Consider the following 24,245-nt stretch of genomic DNA (forward strand, 5'->3'; position numbering starts at 1 on the left):
CCTCCCAGCCGGCTGCACCAGAATGGCCAGCATGCCCGCCGTCTCCTCCACCACCCCGCCCCGGCTCCGCCCGGCCCGCAGCACGTGGGCCTGGGCGCTGGCGATGGCGCTCGCCGTGGCGGGCGTGGCCGTGGTGTTCCGCGTCTTCGTGACCACGCAGCCGGGCCAGCTGTCCGAGTACCTCGCGCTTGAGGCGGCCACGCACCGGCTCGAGGGGCTGCGGGGCTCCAGTCTCACCGTGCTCAACCGGCTGCCGCAGATCGTGGGGGTGGCCGGCGTCGTGGTGTTCCTGGTGTTGACCGTCTACCGGCGGCGCTGGTTCGCCTCGCTGCTGGCAGCGCTGGCCTTCGGGGCCGCGAACCTGACCACGCAGGTGCTGAAGAACTGGGTGCTGGTGCGGCCGGACCTGGACAACGGGGTGCCCTACTACACGGGCAACTCGCTGCCCTCCGGGCACACCACCTTCGCGGCGGCCGCCGTGGTGGCCGTGTTCCTCATGGTGGCCCCGCGCTGGCGGCCACTGACCGCCGCCGTGGGCGCGCTCTTCGCTACCGCGGTGGGCGCCGGGACGTTCATCGAGACCTGGCACCGCCCCGCGGACATGGTGGCCGCCTACCTGGTGGCCGCGTTCTGGGGGCTCGCGGCCGGGTTCGTCATCCTGCGCACCGGGGCGGACTGGAACACCCGCGGCACCCGCTCCCGGCGCTATCCCCACCCCGGCGGGCATCCGGGGTGGGACGGGGCGCTGGGGCTGGCCGGCGCGGTCCTGACCGCGGGGGCCTGGCTCGCCTTCGCCCGGGCCGGCGGCACGGCGGCGCTGACCCCGGACCCGGCCTGGTTCTCCGGCTGGCACTTCCTCTCCGGGCTGCTGATGGCCACCGGCCCGGGGCTGCTGGTCTTCGCGGGGCTCTCCGCGTTCTTCCGCTGGCAGACAGGGCGGCGTTAGGGGGACGGCGCTAGCGGGACGGCGTCCCCGCCGGCACGGCCACCGGCCCGGGCCCCCGCGGCAGGGTCCGGGCGAAGATGACGGCCCCCACCGCGGCGATCGCGGCCACGGCCCAGATGCCCACGGCCAGCCCGGCCAGCCCCGTCACGGCAGAGAGGGCGGCGGGGCCGGCGAGCATGCCGGCATCGGACTGCAGCCGCCACAGGGCCAGGAACTGCGGGCGGCCGTCCGGCGGGGAGTAGTCCGCGCCGAGGGTCATCACGATCCCCGAGCCGAAGCCGTTGCCCAGGCCCACCAGCAGGGCCACGGCGGCGAACCACCACGGGGATCCGGTCAGCGGGACCAGGGCGGTGCCCAGGGCCAGTCCGGCCAGGCAGCACACCGCCACCACGCGGCGGCCCCGGCGGTCCATCATCAGCCCCGAGGGGTAGAACATCAGCAGGTCGGCGAGGCCGGAGAGCCCGTAGACGGCCGAGGCGGCCGCCGGGGACAGCCCCAGTTCCGTGGCCCAGAGGGGGATCACGGCGGAGCGGCTGGCCCGCGCCGCGGACAGGCACACCACCCCGATCCCCGAGGTGAGCAGCACCCGGCGGTGTTGACGGGCCAGCCACCGCATCGTGGGCCGGGGCCCGAGGTCCGGGGCGGGGTCTGGGGCGGGGTCCGGGGACACGGTGGCGAGCGGCAGCTGGGAGTCCGGGGCCGGCGTCGGGCCCTGGGCTGGGCCGGGGAGGGCGAGGTCCCGGATGGTGAAGCTCAGGCCGGCGGCGAGCGCCATGGCCGCCACCGCGACCACGAACGCCCCCTGCAGGCCGAGCAGGGTCTGCAGCCCGGCCCCGAGGAAGGGTCCGGCGAACAGCCCGAGCCGGATGGTGCCGCCGAGCGTGGACATGGCCCGCGCGCGGTGGCTGCCGGGCACGGCGACGGCCAGGTAGGACTGCCGGGCGAGGTTGAACCCGGCCCCGGCCATGCCGACCACCACGAAGCCTGACATCAGGATCCCGAGTCCGGTCCGCGGCGGGACCGGCAACCAGCCGGCGACGGCGGCCAGGGTCAGCAGGGCGCCCGCCGCACCCAGCCAGGCGGAGACGATGATGGTGGTCCGCTCCCCGGCGCGGGAGGCCAGCCAGGCGGCCGGGGCGTTGGCCGCCAGGGAGCCGAGGCCCACGAGCACCACGGAGGCGGCGGCCAGCGCGACCGAGGCCCCGAACGCGGTGGCGGCCGGGGCCATGGCCGGCGTGAGCGCCCCCAGCCCCACGGAGTACACCGCCGAGGGCGCGTAGATCTGGAAGGCCTGCTCCAGCGGACCGCCGCGGAACCTCCCGGGCCCGCCACCCCTGCCGCCCCTGCCGTCGGCTGGGGACATGGCGTGGCCTTTCGCTGGGGTCGGGTGGCTCCGCGGCGTGAGGGTTACTCGAAGGACTCCGCGGTCTCGTAGCCGGCGCCGTTGTACTTCTGCACCACCACCGTGGAGACGGCCGGCTGGCCGTCCTCGGTGGTGTTGACCGAGGTGCCCTCCAGCATCAGCGGTGCCTGCAGGTCCTCAATGCTACGCAGTGCCTCCATGAAGTTCTCCCGGGTGGGCTCGGTCATGGTCGTGAAGGCCTCCTCGAGAGTGGCCCCGACCATGTAGCTCCACATGCAGTGCGGGAAGTCCGGGGTGGTGGTGTACTCGGCGGCGTACTGCTCGAGGTTCTCCAGGAAGGCCACGACGTCCTCGTCCTCGGCGTAGGCCGGGCTCTGCGGGGCCTTGGCGAAGGACACCGAGTAGAAGCCGTCCTCGGCGTCCGCCCCGGCGGGATCGAGGATGGCGACCGGGCTGGAGGTGTTCGAGGGCAGGAACCAGCTCGGGGACCAGCCCAGCTCGCGGCTCTTCTCGATCGCGGAGATGACCAGCGGGGTGATGGACATGGCGTTGAAGAACACGTCCGCCTCGCTGCCGGCCAGCTCGGTGAGCTGGGCGTCCACCGAGGTGTCCGTGGCCTCGTAGGTCAGCTCGGAGACCACCTCGATGTTCTCGGAGCCGGCGATCGCCTCCTTGAAGCCCTCCACGTAGCCCTCGCCGTAGTCATCGTTCTGGGACAGGATGGCCACCGTGAGGTCCTCGTCCGTTCCGGCCAGCAGCTCGCCGAAGGCCTCGCCCTCGTTCTGGTAGATCGGCACGAACCCGAGCTGCCAGGGGCTCTCCTCGCGATCGCTGAAGATCGGGTCGCCGGTCTGCACGAGCACCTGCGGGACCTCGGAGTCGATCGCGGCCTCGCGGTAGGCGCGGTTGGTGGGCGTGCCCAGCCCGGAGGTGAAGGCGAAGACGTTGCCGTTGTTCTGCTGGAAGTTGGACAGGGCCTTCTGCGGATCGTAGGTGTCGTCGAACGCCTCGATCTCCACCGTGCGGGTCTTGCCGTCCCCGAACTCGATGCCGCCGGCCTCGTTGGCCGCGCCCATGTACGCGGCGAGTCCGGCCACCGTGCAGGTGCCCGGGCCGGCGGTGCCGCCGCTGAGCGGGGTGGTGACGCCGAGGGTGAGGGTCTCGTCCGTGATGCCGGGGCTGGCGCTCACGCCCTCTGAGCCCTCACCGCCTCCCCCGCCGCCGTCCGAGCGACCGCACCCGGACAGGGCCAGGGCGGCCGCGGCGCTCAGGGCGACGGCGCTGAGGATCCTCTTCTGGAGGTTCATGGGTCGAGGTGTCATGGCGAGACTTCCTTCTCTGATGGTGCGCCTGGTGCAGGTGCGGGGGTGGAGCCGGGGGTGGGGGTGGAGCCGGAGCGGCGGGTCCAGCGGCGCAGGGCCCGCGGCAGGCTGGCGATGCCGCCCGGCAGGACGAACAGGACCAGCAGCAGGATCGCGCCCTGGATGAGGGAGGTCAGGGTGGGTGCCACCTCGTTGGTGAAGTTGGGGACCAGCACGTAGTAGACGCCGCCGAGCAGCGAGCCGATGATGCTGCCGGCACCGCCGACCACCATGGAGGCCAGCAGGCTGATGGAGTGGTGGAAGGCGAGGGTCTCCGGGGAGGTGTACTGGACCACCACCATGTAGAGGAACCCGCTGACGCCGCCCACCATCGAGGCGATCGTGAAGGCCAGGACCTTGTAGCGGTAGGGCGAGATGCCCATGGCGCCGGCCACGGCCTCGTTCTCCTTGACGATCCGGAAGGCCCGTCCGTACTTGCCGCGGACCAGGTTGTGCACCAGCAGGAAGGTCACCCCGCCGATGGCCAGGACCAGGTAGTACTGCCACTGGTCATCGGCCAGCCCGCTCCAGTCCGGGGCGGAGGTGAACCGGGCGGAGGTGCCCTGCGAGCCGCCGGTGAACTCGCTGAGCCGCTTGGCCAGGGGGACGCCGATGATCGGCAGGGCGATGGTGACCATCGCGATGGCCAGTCCGCCGAGCCGGGCGGCGGCCAGGGCCACCACCAGTCCGGCCACGCCGCAGATGAGCACCGTGGCCACGAACACGAGCACGATGTTCCACCCGCTGTTCACGCCGTACGCGGTCACGTAGGCGCCCAGGCCGAGGAAGAAGATCTGCCCCAGGGAGACCTGGCCTGTGTAGCCCATGATGACGTTCAGGCCGAGGACGGCCACGGCGAAGACGCCGATCCTGGCCAGGGTCTGGTTGACCGGGATGGGCAGCAGCAGCGGGGCCACCACGAGGGCGGCCACCACCACGAGGGCCAGGGTGAGCTGGAACCAGGGCTTCCGGAGCAGTCCGGTCTGCTGCGCGCCCATCAGACCCGCACCACGGTCTTGCGGCCGAAGAGTCCCTGGGGCCGCAGCAGCAGCACCACGAACAGCAGGATGAACGGCACGGCGATCTTCAGGTCGTGGCCGATGATCGGCACGTAGACGGCGGCCAGGTTCTCCAGGACGCCGATCAGCCAGGCGGCGACGACCACCCCGACGGGGCTGGTGATCCCGCCAAGGATGACGGCGGCCAGCGCGTAGACGAGGGTGGTGTCCAGCATGCCGGGGGTCAGGGACAGCCGCGGTGCCACGAGGGCGCCGGCGACCGCCCCGAGCGCGGCGGCCAGCCCCCAGCCGACCATGAGCAGCCGCCCGACCGGAAGTCCCGCGAAGGAGGCGGACTGCCGGTTGTCCGCCACGGCGCGCAGCGCCAGGCCCAGCTTGGTCCGCTGGAACAGCAGCTGCAGCAGGACCATGATCCCGGCGATCACCAGGAAGGTGCCGAACGAGCGCCAGCTGATCGCCGCCCCCAGGACGGTGAAGGCCGAGGACGGGAACAGGGACGGGAACTGCAGGTTGTTGTAGGACCACAGCCACCCGCAGATGCCGGTGAGCAACGTCAGCAGTCCGACGGTGACCACCACCTGGGTATCCTCCGCCCCGCCCATGAACCGGCGCATGATGAAGCGTTCGATCACCGCCCCGAGGACGAAGGAGGCGGCCACGGACAGGACGATGGCCAGGATCAGGGGCACCCCGAGCCCGAGGAAGGTGAACGCGAGGTAGGCCGAGAGCACGGCCATGCCGCCCTGGGCGAAGTTGATCATGCCGGTGGACTGGTTCACCAGGACGATCGCCAGCGCGATCGCGCCGTAGACCGAGCCCAGGGCCAGGCCGTCCACCACCAGTTGGAGCAAGGTTCCCATCATGACCCTCCCAGGTAGGCCTTGCGGATCTCGTCGCGACCCTTGAGTTCCGCCGAGGTGCCGCTGAGGACGCTGCGCCCCGTCTCCAGGACGGTGGCGGTGTCCACGATCGTGAAGGCGAGGTTGGCGTTCTGCTCCACGAGCAACATGGCCACGCCGGTCTCCTCGCGCAGCACCCGGATCGCGTCATAGACGGTCTTCGCGGTGCTGGGGGCCAGCCCGAGCGAGGCCTCATCCAGCAGCAGGAGCTTCGGGCGGGCCATGTACGCCCGGCCCACGGCCAGCATCTGCTGCTCGCCTCCGGACAGGGCCGAGGCGTTCGCGGTATAGCGCTCCTGCAGGTTGGGGAACAGCTGCAGCAGGTGCTCGATGTCCGCCTGGATCCCGGCGCGGTCCTTGCGCAGGTAGGCCCCCACGTGCAGGTTCTCCTTGACCGTGAGGTTGCCCAGGGTCCCGCGTCCCTCCGGCACGTGGGCGATGCCCAGGGCGGCCACCTCGTGCGGCTTGCGGCCCCGGATGTCCCGGCCCTCGAAGCGGATGCTCCCGGCGGCCCGCACCGCGCCGCTGATGGCGCGCAGCGTGGTGGTCTTCCCGGCGCCGTTCGCCCCGAGGATTCCCACGGCGCCCTGCTCCGGGACGGTCAGGGAGACTCCGTGCAGGACCTGGACGGGGCCGTAGTGCGCCGTCAGGTCGGTGATCTCAAGCAGCGTCATCGCCGGCTCCTCCGTCGCTGTCCTTGCCGTCCTTGCCCAGGTACGCCTCGATCACCCGGGGATCGGACTGGGCCTCCGCCGCGGTGCCCTCCATGAGCTTGCTGCCGTGGTCCAGCACCACCACGCGGTCAGCCAGCGCGGAGATCACGCCCATGTGGTGCTCCACGATCACGAGGGTGATCTGACCGGCGGCCTTGAGGCCGTGGATGGTCTGGATGAAGGAGTCGACCTCGCCGTGGGACAGCCCGGCGGCGGGCTCGTCCAGCAGCAGCACCTGGGGGCGGGCCATCAGGGCCCGGCAGAGCTCGACGCCCTTGTGCAGGCCGTGGGAGAGCTCATCCGCGCCGCGGTGCGCCGCCCAGCCCAGGCCCAGCTCGTCCAGCCGGCCCAGGGCCTCGGCCCTCAGCGCGCGCTCGCTGCGGACCATCGGCGGCAGGTGCAGCGCCCACTGGGCCGGCCCGCCGGGCAGGCGCGTGTGGCCGCCCAGGAGCACGTTGTCCAGGACGGTGGACTCCAGCTGCAGCGCGGGGTGCTGGAAGGTCCGGGCGAGGCCGTGGCGGGACATGCCCGCCGGCCGGGTCTGGCTGATCTCGGCGTCGTCGATCCGGATGGACCCCGAGCTGGGCCGGTAGTGCCCGGAGATGCAGTTGAACAGCGAGGTCTTGCCCGCGCCGTTGGGGCCGACCAGCCCGAGGACCGTCCCGGGTTCCACGGCGAAGCCGACGTCTTTCAACACGGTCACGCCGCCGAAGCGGAGGTTGACATCCGTCAACGTCAAACGTGCTGCCATCTGCCCACTGTTCTTCCGGTGCGAGTCGGCCCGGCGGTCGAGCCGGGATCAGACGGGCCGTGCCGGGAGGGGGTGATCCGGGTCACAACAGCGTCTGGCTTGGATCGTAGGCGTCCGCTGTGAGATTGGCAACAATTTTGGTGGCAATCGATGCGGTCGTGCCCGATTCGTTGTCCACGGCCGCCGGTCCGTATCGCCCCGCCGTTAGCATGTCCCCATGCCTTCGCCCGATCACCCCTCGACGGACCGCGCCCCCCTGGACACCCTGAACTCCGCCGGGACCCCCGAGCCGCGCAACGGCCTGGACCGCTTCTTCATGATCTCCCGGCGCGGCTCCACGGTGGGCCGGGAGATCCGCGGCGGGCTGGCCACGTTCCTGGCCATGAGCTACATCATCGTGCTCAACCCGCTCGTCCTCTCGGGTGCCGATGCCCAGGGGGACACCCTCGGCATCACCCGGGTGGCCGCGGTCACCGCGCTCGTGGCCGGCGTCTCGACCATCGCCATGGGCGTCTGGGCCCGCCATCCCTTCGCCCTGGCCGCCGGGCTGGGCGTCAACGCCCTGGTGGCCATCACGGTGGCGACCACGGCTGGCCTGACCTGGCCGGCCATGATGGGCCTGGTGGTCCTGGCCGGGCTCGTCATGGCCCTCCTCGTGGTCACCGGCTTCCGGCAGGCGGTGTTCAACGCCGTCCCGGATGCCCTGAAGACCGGCATCGTGGTGGGCATCGGCCTGTTCATCGCCCTGATCGGCCTGGTCAACTCCGGCTTCATCCGCCGCGTGCCGGACGCGGCGGGGACCACCGTGCCCGTCGGCCTGGGCACCGGCGGCGACCTGGAGGGCTGGCCCGTGCTGGTGTTCATCGTCGGACTGCTGGTGACCGCCGTGCTCGTGGTCCGCAAGACCCGCGGGGCCATCCTCATCGGCATCGTGGCCGCCACCGTGCTCGCCAACATCCTGGAGGCCGTCTTCCACATCGGCCCCGCCGTGGACGCCGAGGGCAACGCCAACCCCACCGGCTGGTCCCTCGTGGCCCCGTCCTTCCCGGACTGGACCGCCCCGGACCTGTCCCTCGTGGGCCAGGCCGACCTCTTCGCCGCCTTCACCCAGGTGGGGCCGCTGATGGCCGTCCTGCTGGTGTTCGTGGTCCTGCTCTCCGTGTTCTTCGATGCCATGGGCACCTCCGTGGGCCTGGCGCGAGAGGCCGGCAACGTCACGAAGGACGGGCAGATCCCGCACCTGAACCGGGTCCTCATGGTGGACGCCCTGGCCGTCTCCGCCGGCGGCGGGGCCTCCGGCTCCGCAAACCAGATCTTCGTGGAGTCCGGCACGGGCATCGGCGAGGGCGCCCGCACCGGCTTCGCCTCCGTGGTGACTGGCGTGCTGTTCCTGGTGGCCATGTTCCTGACCCCGCTGATCTACCTGGTCCCGTTCGAGGCGGTGGCCCCGGCGCTCGTGGTGGTGGGCTTCATGATGGCCACCCAGGTGGTGCAGATCGACTGGACGGACTGGGGAGCCGCGCTGCCGGCCTTCCTGACCTTCATCCTCATGCCGTTCACCTATTCGATCGCCAACGGCATCGGTGCCGGCATGATCGCTTACGCCGTGATCCGCACGGCCCAGGGTCGGGCCAAGGACGTGCACCCGCTGCTGTGGGTGGTGGCCGCCGCCTTCGTGCTGTACTTCGGCATGGGCGTCTTCCGGGGACTGCTGGGACTGTAGCCTGCTGGTGACGCCCGTCACGGGGCGTCACCATCCCGTCAGACCACAGGAGCACCATGGAGTTCACCGACCGCACCTTCCTCGTCACCGGAGGGGCCTCCGGCCTCGGCGCCGCCACCGCCACCGCCCTGCTCGACCGCGGGGCGCACGTCGTCGCCGCCGACCTGAAGGGCACGCCCCCGGACGGCGCCGTGCTCGTGGAGACCGATGTGACCGACCCGGCGCAGGTGGCCCACGCCGTTCAGGTGGCGGGCCAGCAGGGCGGGCCGCTGGCCGGCGTCGTGAACTGCGCCGGAATCGCGACCGCCGAGAAGGTGCTGGGCAAGACCGGGCCCCATGAGCTGGAGTCCTTCGCCCGGACCGTGCAGATCAACCTCGTGGGCACCTTCAATGTCATCCGGCTGGCCTCCGAGGCCATGGCGCAGAACGAGCCGGGCGAGGATGGCGAGCGCGGGATCATCGTCAACACCGCGTCCGTGGCGGCCTTCGACGGCCAGATCGGCCAGGCGGCGTACTCGGCCTCCAAGGGCGGCGTGGCCGCGATGACCCTGCCGATCGCGCGCGAGCTGGCGCGTCACGGCATCCGGGTGATGACGATCGCCCCCGGGATCTTCTGGACCCCGATGATGGCGGGACTGCCGGAGGCGGCCCAGGCCTCGCTCGGCGAGCAGGTCCCCTTCCCCTCCCGGCTGGGCCAGCCCCAGGAGTACGCCGACCTCGTGATGCACCTCGTGACCAACCGGATGCTCAACGGCGAGGTCATCCGCCTGGACGGCGCGATCCGCATGGCCCCGAGATAGGACAGGTGCTGTTGAATGGCCGGTATGACTTCCGCGAGCTCCCAGCAGACCAGCACGGACACCACGACGCCGGCCGACGGCTCCCAGCCCCCGGTCACCACACCCCCGGTGGCCGAGGCGCGGCCCGTGGCCCGCGAACACCACGGGCACACCTACTCAGACGACTTCGACTGGCTGCGGGACAAGGGCTCGGACGAGGTCATCGCGCACCTGACCGCCGAGAACGCCTACACGGACGCCGTCACGGCGGACCAGGACCCGCTGCGGAAGGCCATCTTCGCCGAGATCAAGGCCCACACGGTGGAGACGGACCTCTCGGTGCCGGCCCGCAAGGACGGCTGGTGGTACTTCTCGCGCACCGAGGAGGGCCAGCAGTACACGGTCCAGTGCCGGGTCAGGGCCGCCGACACCGGTGACCGGCTCGCCGACTGGACGCCGCCGGTCATCGAGCCGGGCGTGCCCGTGGACGGCGAGCAGGTCATCCTGGACGGCAACGCCGAGGCCGAGGGCCAGCCCTTCTTCTCCCTCGGCGGGCTGGCCGTCTCCCGGGACGGGAACCTCATGGCCTACGCCGTGGACCACGCCGGCGACGAGCGCTTCACCCTGCGCCTCCGGGACTTGCGCACCGGCCAGGAGCTGGCGGACGAGATCCCCGACGTCTCCTACGGGATCGTGTTCGATGCCACCGGGACGCGGGTGTTCTACACCGTCCCGGACGACTCGTGGCGGCCCTACCGGATCCTCGCCCACACCCTCGGGACCTCCGTGGAGGAGGACCGGCTGCTGTTCCAGGAGGACGACCCGGGGATGTGGTCCGGCTTCGGGCTCTCCGCCGACCGCACCGAGCTGCTGGTCTCCGTGGGCAACTCCGAGGTCGCCGAGACCCTCGCCCTGGACCTACCGGAGACCGTGGACGAGCCGCTGGGCGAGCTGCGGATGCTGGTCTCCCGGGACCTGGGCCTGCTGCACGGCGTGGACCCGGTCACCCTGGACGGACAGCGTCACTACGTGATCGTGCACAACAAGGACTTCACCGCGGAGGACGAGGAGAACGCCCCCACGCCGGCCCCGAACAACATGGTCTCGCTCGCCGCCCGCGAGACGGTGACGGATCCGCGCTTCTGGCGCACCGTCGTCGGGCACTCGGACACCGTGAAGGTGGACGGCGCCGCCGTCACCGCCACGCACCTGGCCCTCGGGGTGCGCCGCGAGACCACCCCGCGCACGCTGATCCTGCCGCTGGCCGGCCTCGGGACCGGGGACCAGGCCGACCCGGTGGAGCCGGACTTCGGCGAGGAGCTGTACTCCTGCGAGCTGGCCGGGGCGCCGTTCGAGTCGCCGTTCCTGCGCCTGGCCTACTCCTCCTGGGTCACGCCGTCCCAGGTCCTGGACTACGACGTGGCCCGCGGCGCGCTGCACCTGCGCCGGCAGGTCGAGGTGCCCGGCTACGACCCGGACCAGTACCTGGTGGAGCGCTGGTGGGCGCCGGCGGAATCGACCGACCGCAGGGTGGCCATCCCGCTGACCGTCATCCGCCGGCGGGAGACCGAGTGGGACGGCTCCAACCCCTGTGTGGTCTACGGCTACGGCAGCTACGAGATGTCCATGGACCCGGGGCTGTCCGTGGCGCGGCTGTCCCTGCTGGACCGGGGTGTGGTCTACGTGGTGGCGCACGTGCGCGGCGGCGGCGAGCTGGGCCGCGGCTGGTACGACGACGGCAAGAAGCTGGCCAAGAAGAACTCGTTCACCGACTTCGTGGACGCCACCCGCTTCGTGGCGCAGTCCGGCTGGGTGGATCCGGACCGGATCGCGGCGATGGGCGGCTCCGCCGGCGGGCTGCTGATGGGCGGGGTGCTGAACCTGGCCCCGGAGCTGTACCGCGCCTGCGTGGCGCAGGTGCCGTTCGTGGACGCGCTGACCTCCATCCTGGACCCGGACCTGCCGCTCTCCGCCCTCGAGTGGGAGGAGTGGGGCAACCCGATCGAGGACCCCGAGGTCTACCGGTACATGCAGGAGTACACCCCCTACGAGAACGTGCGGGCCGTGGACTACCCCGCGGTGGCCGCCGTGACCTCCCTGAATGACACCCGCGTGCTGTACGTGGAGCCGGCCAAGTGGGTCCAGGAGCTGCGCCGGACCGTCACCTCGGACCAGTCGGCCCCGCTGACCGCGGGCGGGGCGCCGATCGTGCTGAAGACCGAGATGGACGGCGGCCACGGCGGGGCCTCCGGCCGCTACCGGGCCTGGGAGGACCGCGCGTGGGACTACGCGTTCCTGCTGACCGCGCTGGGGGCCGCCGACCGCCGCTGACCCGCCGGCCGGCGCTCGGCCAGGGTCACGCCCGCGCTGGCGATGATGACCAGCACGATGGCGAGGTTGCGCAGCAGCCCCGAGTCCTGGCCCAGCAGGATCCAGCCGAACAGGGCCGCGAAGGCGGGTTCCAGGCTGAGCAGGATGCTGAAGACGGGCGCCGGCACCCGGCGCAGGGCGGACAGCTCCAGGGTGTACGGCACGAGCGAGGCCAGCAGCGCCGTGACCAGGGCCATCCCGAGCAGCACCGGGTCGCCGAGGGCGCCCACCGCGCCGGGGGCACCGAGCGGCGCCACCACGAGGGTGGCCACCACCAGGGCGACGGCCAGTCCGCCCGCCCCCGGCACCAGCCGGCCCACCCGGGCGCTGGTCAGGACGTATCCCGCCCAGAACACGCCGGCCACCAGGGCCAGGGCCACGCCCACGGGGTCCAGGGACTCCCCCAGCGCGCTGTCCAGTCCCAGCAGGCCCATCCCCGCCAGGGCGATCGCCACCCAGAGCCCGTCCAGCCAGCGGCGGGCCAGGACGGCGGCGAGCACCAGCGGGCCGAGGAATTCGATGGAGACGGCCGCCCCGAGGGGGATCCTCTCGATGGACGCGTAGAAGCTGCCGTTCATGCACCCCATCGAGGCCCCGAAGAGCACCACCGCCGTCCACTGCCGGCGGGTCCAGGACCGGAGCCTCGGCCTGCCGATGAGCAGCAGGATGACGGCGGCCAGGCCCAGCCGCAGCGCCGTCACCCCCCAGGAGCCCAGCTGCGGGAACAGCTGGACGGCCACGGCCGCCCCGAACTGCAGGGAGATGCAGGCACCGATCACCAGCCCGACGCCGGCCAGCAGGTTCCGCTGGGCGGCAGGCTCGGTGCCGGGCGCGATGCCGGGCGCGATGCCGGGCAGGGGGTTGGTCGAGGGGGTCACGCCCTCCATGCTCGCCGCGGTTCACCGTACAGTCCAGCAACTGTTTCTACGCTGTATCCATGAGCCGGACTTAACTGTAGGCTCCGGGCCATGCTGTCCCTGCCCCGGCTCCGCCTGCTGCACGAGGTCCACCGCGGCGGCTCACTCGCGGCCGCCGCCCGGACCCTGAACTTCACGCCCTCCGCCGTGTCCCAGCAGCTCAAGCTGCTCGAGCGGGAGACGGGCACCGCACTGCTCGAGCCGGTCGGCCGCGGGGTACGGCTCACCCCGGCCGCGCAGCGGCTCGTGGCGCACACCGAGCGAATCCTCGCCCAGCTCGAGGTGGCGGAGGCGGAACTGGCGGCCGCCCAGCCCGTGGTCCGCGGCGAGATCACCGTGGCCGCCTTCCAGAGCGCGGTGCTCACGGTGGCACCGGTGGCCCTGGACGCCCTGGCGCGGGACCACCCCGAACTGCGGGTCAACCTCATCCAGCGGGAGGTGGAGGGCGCCTACCAGGGGCTGCTGGCCCACGAGTTCGACCTCATCATCAGCGAGGAGTACCCCGGCCGGGAGGAGCCCCGGCGGGACGGCGTGGACAGCGTGGAGCTGCTGCGTGACCCGCTGTACCTGGGGCTGCCCCTGACCGGCCCGTGGTCGGAGCGGCCGGCGTCGCTGGCCGATCTGGCCGACGCTCCCTGGACGCTGGACCCCGAGCTGACCAGCACGGGCGCCTGGAGCCGGGCGGTGTGCCGGCAGGCCGGCTTCGAACCGTGGGTGCGCGTGGACACCTTCAACCCGCTGCTGCAGGCCGACCTGGCCCGGACGGGCCACGCCCTGGCCTTCCTCCCGGCCCTGCTGGGCCCGAGGCACCTCGCCGGCATCCGCCGCGTCGGCCTGCCCGGCTCTCCCTTCCGCCGGCTCTCCACCCAGGTGAGATCCGGGCGGACCCGGCATCCCGCCGTCGTGGCCTGCCGGGCGGCCTTCGCCGAAGCCGTGGCGCACATGAGCGTCGAGGAGCCGGAGTGGACCCTGGCACCGGGCACGACGTGACGGGGCCACGCCACGCCGGCGGGGGTCAGCCGCGGTCGGCCTCGCGCACCGGCAGCCGACCGGGCACCACGAGCCAGGTCACGGCCGCGGCCAGCAGCGGAACGCCCAGCACCAGGACCGCCAGCTGCGTCCAGGGGATCCACTCGGCCGAGTAGAACTGGATCAGCCCGATCCCCATCACCGCGATCGCCCCCACAGGCACCCCCAGCACGGTGCCGAGCAGGGCTCCCGTGAAGGTCTGGGCGGCCGCCATGGACTTCCGGGTCCCGGGCGGGGCGCCCACGGAGGACAGCACCGCCTGGTCCCGCCGGGCGTCGGCCAGCGCCAGACCCGTGGTCAGGCCGGCCACGGAGACCACGAGCAGGGCCACCAGCCCGGTGATCAGCCACTGGACCGGGAACCGGTCGCCCTCGCCCTGCGCCATCGAGGAGATCCAGAGGTCCTCGCCGGTCAGGATGTCGTTGAGCAGCGTCATCTGGTCCCTGGTGACGGGCTCGGCGAACCGGGCCAGCACACCGTCGAGCGCCATGGACTGGTCCGTTCCGGCCAGCGCGGAGACCGGGATGATGGCGATCGGCTGGTCCCCCTCCACGTCCCGCGCCCGCACCGCGTCGAGGGTGAGCACCTGCTCCGGCTCCCACATCATGTTCCGGCCCTGGGCGGGACTCATGCCCCGCTGGCCGGCCAACGGGTCCCCGTCGGCCTCCAGCTGCTCCCTCCACGCCAGCTCGTCCTCTCCCCAGCGGAGCCCCGGCACCTGGTCCACGTCGGTGGTGAACTCGCCCATCGTGAACCGGCCCGCATCGTCCAGGTACTCGGGGTCGAAGACGACCGCCCGCCCGGACTCCAGCGCCTGGACGAGGCCTTCGTCCCCGCCGAGCAGGGGCAGCGGCATCGTCTGGGGTCTCAGCGGGTCCACCACCATGAGGGTGGACAGGGCATCGGCATACAGCTCGTTCCCCCCGGTTCCACCGCCGACCTCGCAGACCGCTCCCTCGGCGCGGGTCATGGACAGGACCGCCTCGTCCACCGCCTCACGCCGGTCCTCCACCGTGGCCCCCTCGGGGACCGGCAGATGACAGGCCGAGCTCTCCGGGTAGAGCGGCAACAGCTCGAGGCAGTCGGACGCACCCTGCACGGCGCAGGAGGGCCGGGGGTGAAAGGCCTCCCATGCTCCCGTGATCCGTGGCGCCCCCGGGGTGGCCGTGGCCGATTCCAGCAGATCCCTGGCTCCGTCCGCCCCGCCCGTGAACACCCCCACCTCCTCGGCCGACGGCGCCGCGCCGTCCTCGGTGTAGAACGCCTCCTGCTCCAGCATCTGCTCGATCGCGGCCTCATCCTGCACCCAGAGGTACCCGGTGTCCGGGGTCGGGGACCCGAAGCGGTAGCTCCCGCCCTGGTTCACGTCGCCCAGCGCCGTGGCCGTCAGCACCGCCGTCCCCACGGCGGTCGCGGCCACCACGGCTGCGGCCACCGGGACGGTGCGGGAGCGGTTGCGGTGCGCGTCCCGCGCGGCCATCCGCAGGGCCACCGGCAGCCGGCCGGCCAGCCGTGCCAGCCCCGTGACCGTCCCCGGCAGCAGCATCAGCACCCCGACCAGCAGGCCCAGGGCGGAACCCACCAGCAGCAGCGCCAGCCAGGGGACCGCAGCCATCAGTGCCTTGACGGTCGGCAGGAGCATCCCCGCGCCGATCGCCCCGGCGGCCGTCAGCAGCCCGAACCCCACCAGCACCAGCCCGGTCATCAGCACGGCGCGGCTCACGGGCCGGCGCTCCCCGGTGGCGCCCTTGATGGCCGCCCACGCGTCCTGTCCGGCCACGGCCCGGGCGGGAATCCAGGCGGCGACGACGGCGCAGAGAAGTCCCAGCACCGCGGCGGCCACCACGGGCCACCAGGGCACGTGGGGACCGTAGACGGGGACGTGCCGGGCCTGGGCGGCCCACACGACGGCCAGGCCGCCGGCGACGCCCAGGGTGGCCCCGCCGAGGGCACCGACCAGGCCGCACCACAGGCCGGAGAACACCATGGTCTGGCGCAGGGTGGCCGGCTCGGCCCCCGTCACGGACAACAGGGCCGTGGACCGCCGTTGCTGGCGTGCGCCCACCGCGAAGGCGGCGCCGGCCAGCAGGCCCGCCTCCGCCAGGGCCAGGGCGCCCACCAGCACGAGGGGCAGGAAGAGCCACCAGGCAGAGGCACCCGAGGCGGAATCCTCGAAGGCCTCACCCACCGGACCGGGGTCTGCGGCGACCGGCCGGAAGAGCACGGAGTATCCGGCCCGGTTGTAGGCCAGGTAGGCGGAATAGTCGTCCGGGACGGCCCCGCTCAGGTAGGCGGTGACGTCCGCCCCGGCACCGAAGCCGCCCTCGGCCAGGGTCCGGGCGGCGTCACTGCCGGCCTGGACGTAGACCACCGGTTCCCAGAGGTCCATCGGCCGGAACAGGGCCAGTACGTCGGGATACAGGTCCACCCGGTCCAGCAGGGTCCCGCTGACGGCCAGCCCGGCGCTGCCGCCGTCGGGCACCCGGAGTTCCACGCGGTCCACGGGGCGGGGCTCAAGTCCGCGCACCGTGGCCCGCTCGTTGGCGGACTCCAGTTCCTCGAGCAGTCCCCGGCTGGCCAGGACCTGGCCCTCCTCGGGCAGGGCCCCCTCGAGGAGCTGGAACCGGCCGCCCTCCCCCACCAGCCGGCCGTCCGCGAGATCGGTCACGACCACCCGCACGTCCAGCGTCGCTCCGGGCACGTCCAGGGTCCCCGGTGCGGAGGTCAGCACGGTCGCCTCCGTGCCGGCGGGGACGGCCTCCCGCACGGAACAGGAGCCGCCGCCCGGGCAGACGGTCCATTCCTCCGCGGCGGCATCCAGGGCCGCGAGATCCACGGCGGCATCCCGCGTCCCCACCGCGGAGTGGGGATCGCTCGGCGACTGGAGACTGCCCTGATCGAAGAGTCCCTCGGCGAGATAGCCGTCATAGCCCCAGAGCCACCGCTCACGCTGCTCGGCCGGGCTCGGCAGGTCAGTGGAGGCGATCAGCACCGAGCCGAAGGCCACCGCGAAGACGGGCAGGCCGACCAGCAGCAGGATGAGCACGGTGCGCCAGGGATGGCGGCGCAGGTCACGCGCGGCCATGCGGGCGGCGGAACGCCGGGAGCCGGCCGCAGCACCCGGCCGGGGCCCGACGTCGGCCCGGTCCCGTTCCCCGGGGAGGTCACGGGATGCCTCTCGCACCTCGGTGCTCACCGGGCCGGTCCCCCCGCGTCGGTGAGCAGGATGTGCGGGTCAGTCTCGGCGCGGGCCTGGTCCACCACGCGGCCGTCCCGCAGGAACACCACGCGGTCCGCCCAGCCGGCATGCCGCGCCTCGTGCGTGACCAGCACGACGCCGGCCCCGGCATCCGCCCGGCGGCGCAGCACGGCCATGATCTCCTCGCCGGTGACGGAGTCCAGGGCGCCGGTGGGTTCATCGGCGAGGATCAGGGCCTTCTCCCCGACGATCGCCCGCGCGATGGCCACGCGCTGCTGCTGGCCGCCGGAGAGCTCGTCCAGGAACCGCCCGGCGAGGTCCTCGATGCCGACCTGGCGCAGCGCATCCTTGGCCTGGCGCTGGGCCTTGGCCGGCTTGGCGCCGTCCAGCTCGAGCGGCAGGGACACGTTCTCGGCGGCGGTCAGGGTGGGGATGAGGTTGTAGTCCTGGAAGACGTAGCCCACGGCACGACGGCGCAGCCGAGCCTTCTCCGCCAGGGAGATCCGGCCCAGGGGGGTGCCCCGGACGTAGACCTCTCCCTCGGTGGCCGAGTCCAGGCCTCCGGCGAGAGCCAGCAGGGAGGACTTTCCGGATCCGGAAGGGCCCATGACGGCCACGAACTCGCCGGCATGGACCATCAGGTCCACCTCGCGGAGGGCCGCGACGGTGGTCGTCCCGTCCCCGTAGACCTTGGAGACGGCGGCCAGTTCGAGGATCTGCCGGGCGGGCATCCCGTGGGTGGCGGGGCGGACCCGGGGTTCGTGGGGTGCGTCCACGGCGCTCACCGGGACTTTCGCTGGGAGGAGGCGGCCGGCGTCGGGCCCTGGTTCTCGCGGTCGACCTGACGGGCCTCGCGTGGCGCAGCTGGCCGCTGGCCGGTGCGGGCGGCCCGCAGGACGGCGGCCTCACAGTGGTCGAGCCAGCGGATCTCCGCCTCCGCCGCGAAGACCAGCGACTCCAGCACAAGTAGTCCCGCCAGGTCCGCGCCGGTGCCCTCCGGGGCCGGGTCTCCGCTCACGCGCTTGGCGCGGGTGTAGTCCTGCAGGGCCCGCAGGGTGGCGGTGCGCTGGGACTGGATGAGCCGTTCCACGTCCACGCCGGGGGTGGTCACGGCGAGGGCGAGCTTGATGGCCAGCTCGTTGCGCGGCGGGTTCTGTGGCCGCGCGGGCTGGGCGAACCAGTCCCGGGCCTCGGCCCGGCCGGCGTCGGTGAGAGCGTAGTGGCGGTGACCGGCGCCGTCGTCGCCGAGGTCCTCCACCAGCCCGTCCCGCTCGAGGCGATCCAGCGTGGTGTAGACCTGCCCGATGTTGAGCGGCCAGGTGCTGCCCGTGCGTTCCTCGAACTCGGCGCGGAGCTGGTAGCCGTAACGCGGGCCCTGGGTCAGCAGGGCGAGCAGGCTGTGCTTGACGGACATCGGTGGCCTCCCGGACCCGTGGGGACCCCGGCGGACCTACCGGGTATGCACACTGAGTATGCATACCCGGTAGGCGTCGCGTCAAGACCCCGGCTCCACGGAGACCCTCCTCCGTGGAGGGTCAGGGAACGTCGAGGCCGAGTTTCGCCCGGACCGCCGTGAGCTCGGCCTCGGTCACGCCGTGGGCCGTGAGCAGCCGGACCACCGCGGCGGCATCCGGCAGGGAGTCCACGAACGACTCGAGCGCCTCAAGCCGCGCGCCCACGAACCGCTCCAGGTCCTCGCCCACCAGGTGCGGCTCGTGCGGGTGCGGCACGGGGCTGATGCGGTGCCAGTCGTTGATGCCGCGCGCGCCGGCGTCGTACTGGGCGGCCACCAGGTCCCGGCGTCCGGCGAGCAGCAGCAGCACGGTGACCACCAGGCCCGTCCGGTCCCGGCCCGCCGAGCAGTGCAGGACCACCCCGGCGGGCGCCGCGGCCACCGCGCGCACCACCTCGGCCAGCCGATCCGGGAAGTGATGCAGGGTCGAGGGGTAGTAGCGCGGGTGGTTCGGGTACGGCGCCCCGTCGGCGAGCGCGGGCGCGAGGTAGTCCTCGTAGCCCTCATGGTCCGGGTCCTCCACCGGCCGGTGCAGGATCTCGACGCCGGCGGCCGCCCCCTCGCCGAGCGGTGGGTCCGTGGGCCGGCGCCGCCGCTCGGCCGCGGTGCGCAGGTCGATGACGGTGCTGACGCCGTCACGGCGCAGCTGCCGCCAGCCGGTCTCGGTCAGCCACTCCTGGCGGCCCATGCGGTACAGGGACCCGAGGACGTGGCGGGCGTTGACGGCCCCCTCCCAGTCCACGGGGACCTCTGCGTCAGGATTCTGCGGCACCTCACTCATGTCCCCCAGCCTGCCACGCCGGGGGCGTGATCGATCTCACCGGAGTTGACAGCCACCACCACGGCTCCGCTACGGTCGATTGTCTGCAATCCCAGGTCGGCCACCGATGCAGCATCCCGGGGGCCATCCACACCGGATCCGAGTCCCGCGCCCCTGGGCCGCCCGTGCCGGGCGACCCGGGCCTACCGCTCGATCGGGCCTGGAACACCCTTGACGGGGTGAACCGCACCAGGAAGATCGCCTGTGTCTGAAACAGAGTCCCATCCTTCGGTTGTCCCCAGTCCGGCTTCACCCCGGCGGTCCTCACGGCAGTCGCCCCGGCCCCCGCGGCGCCGCAACCGGTTCTCCCGGCCCGTCCGCGCGGCCCGGAAGGCGACGCCGCCCGCCGCCATCCGCAAGGCCACCGCGGCCTCGGCGCTCGGCAACGCGACCGAGTGGTACGACTACGGCGTCTACGCCGTGGCCACGGCGTACATCACCCAGCACTTCTTCCCCGGCGAGCAGGGGATGCTGCTGACCCTGGCCACCTTCGCGATCTCCTTCCTGGTCCGCCCCCTCGGCGGGCTGGTCTGGGGCCCGCTGGGCGACCGGCTCGGACGCAAGACCATCCTGGCCATGACGATCCTCATGATGTCCGGCGCCACGTTCCTCATCGGCGTGCTGCCCTCCTTCGACCAGGTGGGCGTGTGGGCCCCGGTGCTGCTGATCGTGCTGCGCATGATCCAGGGCTTCTCCACGGGCGGCGAGTACGGCGGCGCGGCCACCTACATGTCCGAGTACGCCCCCGACCGCAAGCGCGGCTTCTTCGGCTCCTTCCTCGAGTTCGGCACGCTGGGCGGCTTCGCCCTCGGCACCGCCGTCATGCTGCTGCTCGAGCTGCTGCTCTCGCCCGAGCAGATGTCCGCGTGGGGCTGGCGCCTGCCCTTCCTGCTGGCCGCGCCCATGGGACTGATCGGCTTCTACCTGCGCTCCAAGCTGGATGACACCCCCGTGTTCGAGGAGATGAACGGCTCCGACGAGACCGCAGCGGTCCTGGAGCCGACCGCGGAGGCGGTCGAGCCGCCGTCATTGGTCCAGGTGTTCAGGGACCACTGGAAGCCGATGCTGGTCATGACGGGCCTGGTGATCTCCGTCAACGTGGTCAACTACACGCTGCTGTCCTACATGCCGACCTACCTGGAACAGCAGATCGGCCTGCCGGCGGCGGCCGGCCTCTCGATCATCCTCATCGGCGAGCTCGCCATGATGGCGCTCATGCCCTGGGCCGGCGGCCTCTCGGACCGGCACGGCCGCAAGCCGTCCTGGTTCTTCTCCCTGGGCGGGCTGATCCTGCTGGCCATCCCGATGTTCATGCTGATGGGCATGAACTTCGGACTCGCGATCCTCGGCTTCGCCGTACTGGGCCTGCTCTACATCCCACAGCTGTCCACCATCACCGCCACGTTCCCGGCAATGTTCCCCACCCAGGCCCGGTTCTCCGGCTTCGCGATCACCTACAACATCGCCACCTCGATCTTCGGTGGCACCGCGGCCCTCGTGAACGAGTGGGGCATCGGGGTGACCGGGGACGTGAGGTTCCCGGCGTACTACATGATGGGCGCCTGCGCCGTGGGCCTGGTCTGCGCCTGGTTCATGCGGGAGACGGCGGGGGCCTCCCTGCGTGGAACCGAGGTCCCGGGGTCCATCGGCTCCGCCGTGGTGCCCGGCTCTCCGGCCGAGACGGCCCTCGAGCAGGGCCGCCAACCCGAGCAGCGCTCCATGGAGGAGGCCGAGATGCTCGCCCTGGCCGATCACGCCCGCGAGGCCGCGGCCACCGGCGCCGGCGGCGTGGCCATGGACGGTGCCGGTGCCGATGCCGAGGATCCCGACGACGGTGCCCGGGTGGGTGCGCCCGTCGCCTGACGCTGGTCCAGACTCAGGTGTGGGGTGCGGCTGCATCGGTCTGGCTAGACTCGGCCGGGTGAGCACTGAGCAGACCTCCCCCGCATCCGCCGTCCCGAGCGCCCTCCCCGAGAAGGTCTCCGACCTCTTCGACCCGCAGCGCTGGCGCGTGGTGCGGGGCTTCGACTTCGAGGACGTGACCTACCACCGCCAGGTGGAGCGGGACGCGGACGGCGCGGTCGTGAAGGACCTGCCCACGGTCCGCATCGCCTTCGACCGCCCGGAGGTCCGCAACGCCTTCCGCCCCGGCACGGTGGACGAGCTGTTCCGGGCGCTGGACCACGCCCGCATGACCACGGACGTCGGCTGCATCCTGCTCACCGGCAACGGCCCCTCCCCCAAGGACGGCGGCCACTCCTTCTGCTCCGGCGGCGACCAACGCATCCGCGGGCGGGACGGCTACCGCTACGCCTCCGGCGACACCGGGGAGACCGTGGACCCGGCTCGCGCCGGCCGCCTGCACATCCTCGAGGTCCAGCGGCTGATGCGCACCACGCCCAAGCCGATCATCGCCGTGGTCAACGGGTGGGCCGCCGGCGGCGGGCACTCCCTGCACGTGGTGGCGGACCTGACCATCGCCTCGAAGCAGCACGGCAAGTTCAAGCAGACCGACGCCACGGTGGGCTCCTTCGACGCCGGCTACGGCTCCGAGCTGCTGGCCCGTCACGCCGGCCAGAAGAACGCCCGCGCCATCTTCTTCCTCGGCCGCGAGTACTCCGCCGATCAGATGGTGCAGATGGGTGCCGTCAACGAGGCGGTGGACCACGAGCGCCTCGAGGAGGTCGCCCTGGAGTACGCCGCGGACATCAATCGCCAGTCCCCCCAGGCCATCCGGATGCTCAAGTTCGCCTTCAACATGGCGGACGACGGCATGGCCGGTCAGCAGGTCTTCGCCGGCGAGGCCACGCGGATGGGCTACATGACGGATGAGGCCGTCGAGGGCCGGGACGCGTTCCTGCAGAAGCGGGATCCGGACTGGTCGGCTTTCCCGTACTACTTCTGATCCAGCCAGCCATTCACCGTTGCGCGCCCCTGCCCTGCCGTATCACCGGTGATACACTGACGCCATGGCCGGAGTCAGCATCAGAGACCTGCGCAATCGCAGTGCCGAGGTACTGCGCCGGGTGGAGCGTGGAGAGTCCCTGACCGTCACCCGCGACGGTCAGGCCGTGGCCACCGTCAGTCCCCTCCCCCGCCGTGCCTCACGCGTCGAGGAATTGATCGCTCGGCGTCAGAACCTGCCGGCGGTCGACTCGTCCGCATTGCGGCGGGACATCGACGATCTGATCGATCCGCAGCCGTGACCCACCCCTCCGTGCAGGGCATCCTGGACACCTCCACGCTGATCGACCTGGCCTCCCTCGACCCGGACTCCCTGCCGTCAGAGCCGGGCATCTCCGCGATCACCGTCGCCGAACTGTCCGTGGGACCGCTCGTGGCCCGCTCGGACGCGGAGCGCGCGGCGCGACAGGCGCACCTCCAACTGGCCGAGGCGGACTTCGACCCGATTCCGTTCGACGCCCCGGCCGCCCGGGCCTTCGGCGCCGTCGTCGCGTCCCTGCGCGCCGCGGGACGGAAGCCGGCAGCACGCGCCTACGATGCCCTGATCGCGGCGACGGCCCTCTCGCGCGGGCTACCCGTCTACACGGCCAACCCTGAGGATTTCCACGGCATCGACGGGCTGACGGTGCGTGGGGTCTGGACGAAGGAGCAGGCGTGAGCCTCACGGACTCCCAGCTCGGGAGGGCCCAGCGCGCCCTGGCCGCCGCACTGGACGGCTCCGGGCCGCCGGTGGAGCTCACCGCTGACGGCCGGGTGCTCGACCGCCCCGAGGCCACGGATCCGGCGCGTGGCGGCTCGGCCGACGTCGTCGCGGTGGTCCGCACCTCCGGATCCACCGGGACGCCCAAGCAGACCCTGCTCACCCGTCAGGCCCTGGCGGCCTCCGCCGACGCCACGGCCGCGCGGATCGGCGGCGAGGGGCAGTGGCTGCTGGCCGTCGGCCTGCAGTTCGTGGCCGGACTGGCCGTGCTGTCCCGCTCCCTCCGGTCCGGCACCGCCCCGGTCCCCGTGGCCCCGGGCCCCTTCACCGCGAGGGCCTTCGCCGAGGCCACCGACCGGCTCGAGCGCGGCACCGGCTTCCGGGCGGTCTCCCTGGTCCCCACCCAGCTCGCCCGCCTGCTCGGCCCCACCGCACCCGACGACGGCCCCGGCCTGACCGCGCTGCGCACCTTCGACGCGGTGCTGGTCGGCGGCGCCCGGGTGCCGGACGCCCTCCGCGCCGCGGCGGCGGACGCGGGCATCAACCTGCACCTGACCTACGGGATGAGCGAGACGTGCGGCGGCTGCGTCTACGACGGCGTGCCCCTGGACGGCGTCACCGCCGATCTCGTCGGGGAGGAGTTGCCGCGACTGCGTCTGGCCGGGCCGATGGTGGCCGCCGGCTACCTCGACGACCCGGAGCGCACGGCCTCCCACTTCGGCGCCGGCCCCGGCGCCGGGTCCTTCCTGACCGAGGACACCGGCACCGTGGCCCCGCACCCGCATCGCCCCGGTGCCCAGATCATCACCGTCACCGGCCGCGTGGACGACGTCCTCAACACCGGCGGCGTCAAGGTCTCCGCCGCCCGGATCCAGCAGGTCCTGGAGTCCCTCCCCGGGGTCCGCGCCGCCTTCGCCGGCGGGGTGCCCGACGACGAGTGGGGCCAGCGCGTGTGCGCCGCCGTCGCGCTCGGGCCGGGGGCCGGCGTCGTGGGCCATCCCTTCAGCGAGGCCGCCGCCCGGGACGCCGTCCGGACCGAGCTGGGACCGGCCGCGGTCCCCAAGGACTGGCTCGTGCTCGACGCCCTGCCGCTGCTGCCGAACGGCAAGACCGACCGGCAGTCACTGCTCTCCCGCTTCACCCCCACCCCCTGACGACGTCCCGGAAGGACCCCCACCC

Annotated in this window: 21 protein-coding genes; 10 read left to right on the forward strand and 11 right to left on the reverse strand. The window is 72.6% G+C overall.

From position 1 onward, the window contains the following. Positions 1-31 precede the first annotated feature (31 nt). Positions 32-946: a phosphatase PAP2 family protein gene (locus tag RE421_RS15785; RefSeq protein ID WP_309812215.1), complete on the forward strand. Its 915-nt coding sequence runs from the start codon at positions 32-34 to the stop codon at positions 944-946. A 10-nt stretch (positions 947-956) separates the two neighbouring features. Here the strand turns inward: RE421_RS15785 and RE421_RS15790 are convergent, their stop codons facing one another. The 6 genes from RE421_RS15790 to RE421_RS15815 are packed head-to-tail and all read right to left on the reverse strand — an operon-like array spanning position 957 to position 7,052. Continuing rightward, positions 957-2,309 (reverse strand): MFS transporter, encoded by a 1,353-nt coding sequence (locus RE421_RS15790; protein WP_309812219.1) that lies wholly within the window; start codon positions 2,307-2,309, stop codon positions 957-959. A 44-nt stretch (positions 2,310-2,353) separates the two neighbouring features. After that, positions 2,354-3,631, reverse strand: a complete 1,278-nt coding sequence (locus RE421_RS15795) for an ABC transporter substrate-binding protein (protein WP_309812222.1) — start codon at positions 3,629-3,631, stop codon at positions 2,354-2,356. Continuing rightward, positions 3,628-4,668 (reverse strand): branched-chain amino acid ABC transporter permease, encoded by a 1,041-nt coding sequence (locus RE421_RS15800; RefSeq protein WP_309812225.1) that lies wholly within the window; start codon positions 4,666-4,668, stop codon positions 3,628-3,630. The genes RE421_RS15795 and RE421_RS15800 overlap by 4 nt, the downstream gene beginning before the upstream one ends. After that, positions 4,668-5,549, reverse strand: a complete 882-nt coding sequence (locus RE421_RS15805; protein WP_309812228.1) for a branched-chain amino acid ABC transporter permease — start codon at positions 5,547-5,549, stop codon at positions 4,668-4,670. The genes RE421_RS15800 and RE421_RS15805 overlap by 1 nt, the downstream gene beginning before the upstream one ends. Continuing rightward, complete coding sequence (locus RE421_RS15810) at positions 5,549-6,256, reverse strand: ABC transporter ATP-binding protein (RefSeq protein WP_347920609.1); 708 nt, start codon at positions 6,254-6,256, stop codon at positions 5,549-5,551. Before RE421_RS15810 ends, RE421_RS15805 begins: the two co-directional genes overlap by 1 nt. Then, positions 6,249-7,052 (reverse strand): ABC transporter ATP-binding protein, encoded by an 804-nt coding sequence (locus RE421_RS15815; RefSeq protein ID WP_309812235.1) that lies wholly within the window; start codon positions 7,050-7,052, stop codon positions 6,249-6,251. The genes RE421_RS15810 and RE421_RS15815 overlap by 8 nt, the downstream gene beginning before the upstream one ends. Before the next feature lie 316 nt (positions 7,053-7,368). Between RE421_RS15815 and RE421_RS15820 the strand changes: the two genes are divergently transcribed. From RE421_RS15820 to RE421_RS15830, 3 genes are read left to right on the forward strand one after another with little or no spacing between them, the layout of a single operon-like run. Next, the gene (locus RE421_RS15820) at positions 7,369-8,775 is read left to right on the forward strand and encodes an NCS2 family permease (RefSeq protein ID WP_309817476.1); all 1,407 of its coding nucleotides are present in this window, start codon (positions 7,369-7,371) and stop codon (positions 8,773-8,775) included. Between the two features lie 56 nt (positions 8,776-8,831). Continuing rightward, a complete protein-coding gene (locus RE421_RS15825; protein WP_309812238.1) occupies positions 8,832-9,575 on the forward strand; it encodes a 3-hydroxyacyl-CoA dehydrogenase in 744 nt (247 codons plus the stop codon). A 24-nt stretch (positions 9,576-9,599) separates the two neighbouring features. Beyond that, the gene (locus RE421_RS15830) at positions 9,600-11,885 is read left to right on the forward strand and encodes a S9 family peptidase (RefSeq protein WP_309812244.1); all 2,286 of its coding nucleotides are present in this window, start codon (positions 9,600-9,602) and stop codon (positions 11,883-11,885) included. Here RE421_RS15830 and RE421_RS15835 read toward each other — a convergent pair. Next, complete coding sequence (locus tag RE421_RS15835) at positions 11,840-12,802, reverse strand: DMT family transporter (protein WP_309812247.1); 963 nt, start codon at positions 12,800-12,802, stop codon at positions 11,840-11,842. The genes RE421_RS15830 and RE421_RS15835 overlap by 46 nt on opposite strands. A 90-nt stretch (positions 12,803-12,892) precedes the next feature. Between RE421_RS15835 and RE421_RS15840 the strand changes: the two genes are divergently transcribed. Then, a complete protein-coding gene (locus tag RE421_RS15840; RefSeq protein WP_309812250.1) occupies positions 12,893-13,831 on the forward strand; it encodes a LysR family transcriptional regulator in 939 nt (312 codons plus the stop codon). A 25-nt stretch (positions 13,832-13,856) separates the two neighbouring features. Here the strand turns inward: RE421_RS15840 and RE421_RS15845 are convergent, their stop codons facing one another. The 4 genes from RE421_RS15845 to RE421_RS15860 all read right to left on the reverse strand — a co-directional run bounded on the left by RE421_RS15845 (position 13,857) and on the right by RE421_RS15860 (position 19,363). Next, on the reverse strand, positions 13,857-17,066 hold the full coding sequence (locus tag RE421_RS15845; protein WP_309812256.1) for an FtsX-like permease family protein: 3,210 nt from the start codon (positions 17,064-17,066) through the stop codon (positions 13,857-13,859). Beyond that, the gene (locus tag RE421_RS15850; protein ID WP_309817480.1) at positions 17,063-17,800 is read right to left on the reverse strand and encodes an ABC transporter ATP-binding protein; all 738 of its coding nucleotides are present in this window, start codon (positions 17,798-17,800) and stop codon (positions 17,063-17,065) included. Before RE421_RS15850 ends, RE421_RS15845 begins: the two co-directional genes overlap by 4 nt. Positions 17,801-17,850: 50 nt before the next feature. Further along, positions 17,851-18,483 carry a PadR family transcriptional regulator gene (locus RE421_RS15855; RefSeq protein ID WP_309812259.1) on the reverse strand — a complete coding sequence of 211 codons (633 nt, stop codon included), beginning with the start codon at positions 18,481-18,483 and terminating at the stop codon, positions 17,851-17,853. A gap of 121 nt (positions 18,484-18,604) precedes the next feature. Beyond that, positions 18,605-19,363: a tyrosine-protein phosphatase gene (locus tag RE421_RS15860; protein WP_309812262.1), complete on the reverse strand. Its 759-nt coding sequence runs from the start codon at positions 19,361-19,363 to the stop codon at positions 18,605-18,607. A 243-nt stretch (positions 19,364-19,606) separates the two neighbouring features. On the opposite strand from RE421_RS15860, the gene RE421_RS15865 reads away from it, so the two are divergent. The 5 genes from RE421_RS15865 (at position 19,607) to RE421_RS15885 (ending at position 24,220) form a co-directional block, all read left to right on the forward strand. Then, complete coding sequence (locus tag RE421_RS15865; protein ID WP_309812264.1) at positions 19,607-21,265, forward strand: MFS transporter; 1,659 nt, start codon at positions 19,607-19,609, stop codon at positions 21,263-21,265. A 58-nt stretch (positions 21,266-21,323) separates the two neighbouring features. After that, the gene (locus RE421_RS15870) at positions 21,324-22,307 is read left to right on the forward strand and encodes a 1,4-dihydroxy-2-naphthoyl-CoA synthase (RefSeq protein WP_309812266.1); all 984 of its coding nucleotides are present in this window, start codon (positions 21,324-21,326) and stop codon (positions 22,305-22,307) included. Positions 22,308-22,371: 64 nt separating this feature from the next. Continuing rightward, positions 22,372-22,608 carry a type II toxin-antitoxin system prevent-host-death family antitoxin gene (locus tag RE421_RS15875; RefSeq protein WP_309812269.1) on the forward strand — a complete coding sequence of 79 codons (237 nt, stop codon included), beginning with the start codon at positions 22,372-22,374 and terminating at the stop codon, positions 22,606-22,608. After that, positions 22,605-23,024, forward strand: a complete 420-nt coding sequence (locus tag RE421_RS15880) for a type II toxin-antitoxin system VapC family toxin (protein WP_309812272.1) — start codon at positions 22,605-22,607, stop codon at positions 23,022-23,024. The genes RE421_RS15875 and RE421_RS15880 overlap by 4 nt, the downstream gene beginning before the upstream one ends. Next, positions 23,021-24,220: an AMP-binding protein gene (locus RE421_RS15885; RefSeq protein ID WP_309812277.1), complete on the forward strand. Its 1,200-nt coding sequence runs from the start codon at positions 23,021-23,023 to the stop codon at positions 24,218-24,220. The genes RE421_RS15880 and RE421_RS15885 overlap by 4 nt, the downstream gene beginning before the upstream one ends. Positions 24,221-24,245 lie beyond the last annotated feature (25 nt).

Source organism: Citricoccus sp. I39-566, from assembly GCF_031432995.1.
Lineage (GTDB): Bacteria > Actinomycetota > Actinomycetes > Actinomycetales > Micrococcaceae > Citricoccus > Citricoccus nitrophenolicus_A.

What these genes read in the sequence shown, in the direction of transcription:
- RE421_RS15785 (WP_309812215.1), top strand. Translation starts at nt 32, where the DNA reads ATGCCCGCCGTCTCCTCCACCACCCCGCCCCGGCTCCGCCCGGCCCGC.
- RE421_RS15790 (WP_309812219.1), bottom strand. Translation starts at nt 2,309, where the DNA reads ATGTCCCCAGCCGACGGCAGGGGCGGCAGGGGTGGCGGGCCCGGGAGG.
- RE421_RS15795 (WP_309812222.1), bottom strand. Translation starts at nt 3,631, where the DNA reads ATGACACCTCGACCCATGAACCTCCAGAAGAGGATCCTCAGCGCCGTC.
- RE421_RS15800 (WP_309812225.1), bottom strand. Translation starts at nt 4,668, where the DNA reads ATGGGCGCGCAGCAGACCGGACTGCTCCGGAAGCCCTGGTTCCAGCTC.
- RE421_RS15805 (WP_309812228.1), bottom strand. Translation starts at nt 5,549, where the DNA reads ATGGGAACCTTGCTCCAACTGGTGGTGGACGGCCTGGCCCTGGGCTCG.
- RE421_RS15815 (WP_309812235.1), bottom strand. Translation starts at nt 7,052, where the DNA reads ATGGCAGCACGTTTGACGTTGACGGATGTCAACCTCCGCTTCGGCGGC.
- RE421_RS15820 (WP_309817476.1), top strand. Translation starts at nt 7,369, where the DNA reads ATGATCTCCCGGCGCGGCTCCACGGTGGGCCGGGAGATCCGCGGCGGG.
- RE421_RS15825 (WP_309812238.1), top strand. Translation starts at nt 8,832, where the DNA reads ATGGAGTTCACCGACCGCACCTTCCTCGTCACCGGAGGGGCCTCCGGC.
- RE421_RS15830 (WP_309812244.1), top strand. Translation starts at nt 9,600, where the DNA reads ATGACTTCCGCGAGCTCCCAGCAGACCAGCACGGACACCACGACGCCG.
- RE421_RS15840 (WP_309812250.1), top strand. Translation starts at nt 12,893, where the DNA reads ATGCTGTCCCTGCCCCGGCTCCGCCTGCTGCACGAGGTCCACCGCGGC.
- RE421_RS15850 (WP_309817480.1), bottom strand. Translation starts at nt 17,800, where the DNA reads ATGCCCGCCCGGCAGATCCTCGAACTGGCCGCCGTCTCCAAGGTCTAC.
- RE421_RS15855 (WP_309812259.1), bottom strand. Translation starts at nt 18,483, where the DNA reads ATGTCCGTCAAGCACAGCCTGCTCGCCCTGCTGACCCAGGGCCCGCGT.
- RE421_RS15860 (WP_309812262.1), bottom strand. Translation starts at nt 19,363, where the DNA reads ATGAGTGAGGTGCCGCAGAATCCTGACGCAGAGGTCCCCGTGGACTGG.
- RE421_RS15875 (WP_309812269.1), top strand. Translation starts at nt 22,372, where the DNA reads ATGGCCGGAGTCAGCATCAGAGACCTGCGCAATCGCAGTGCCGAGGTA.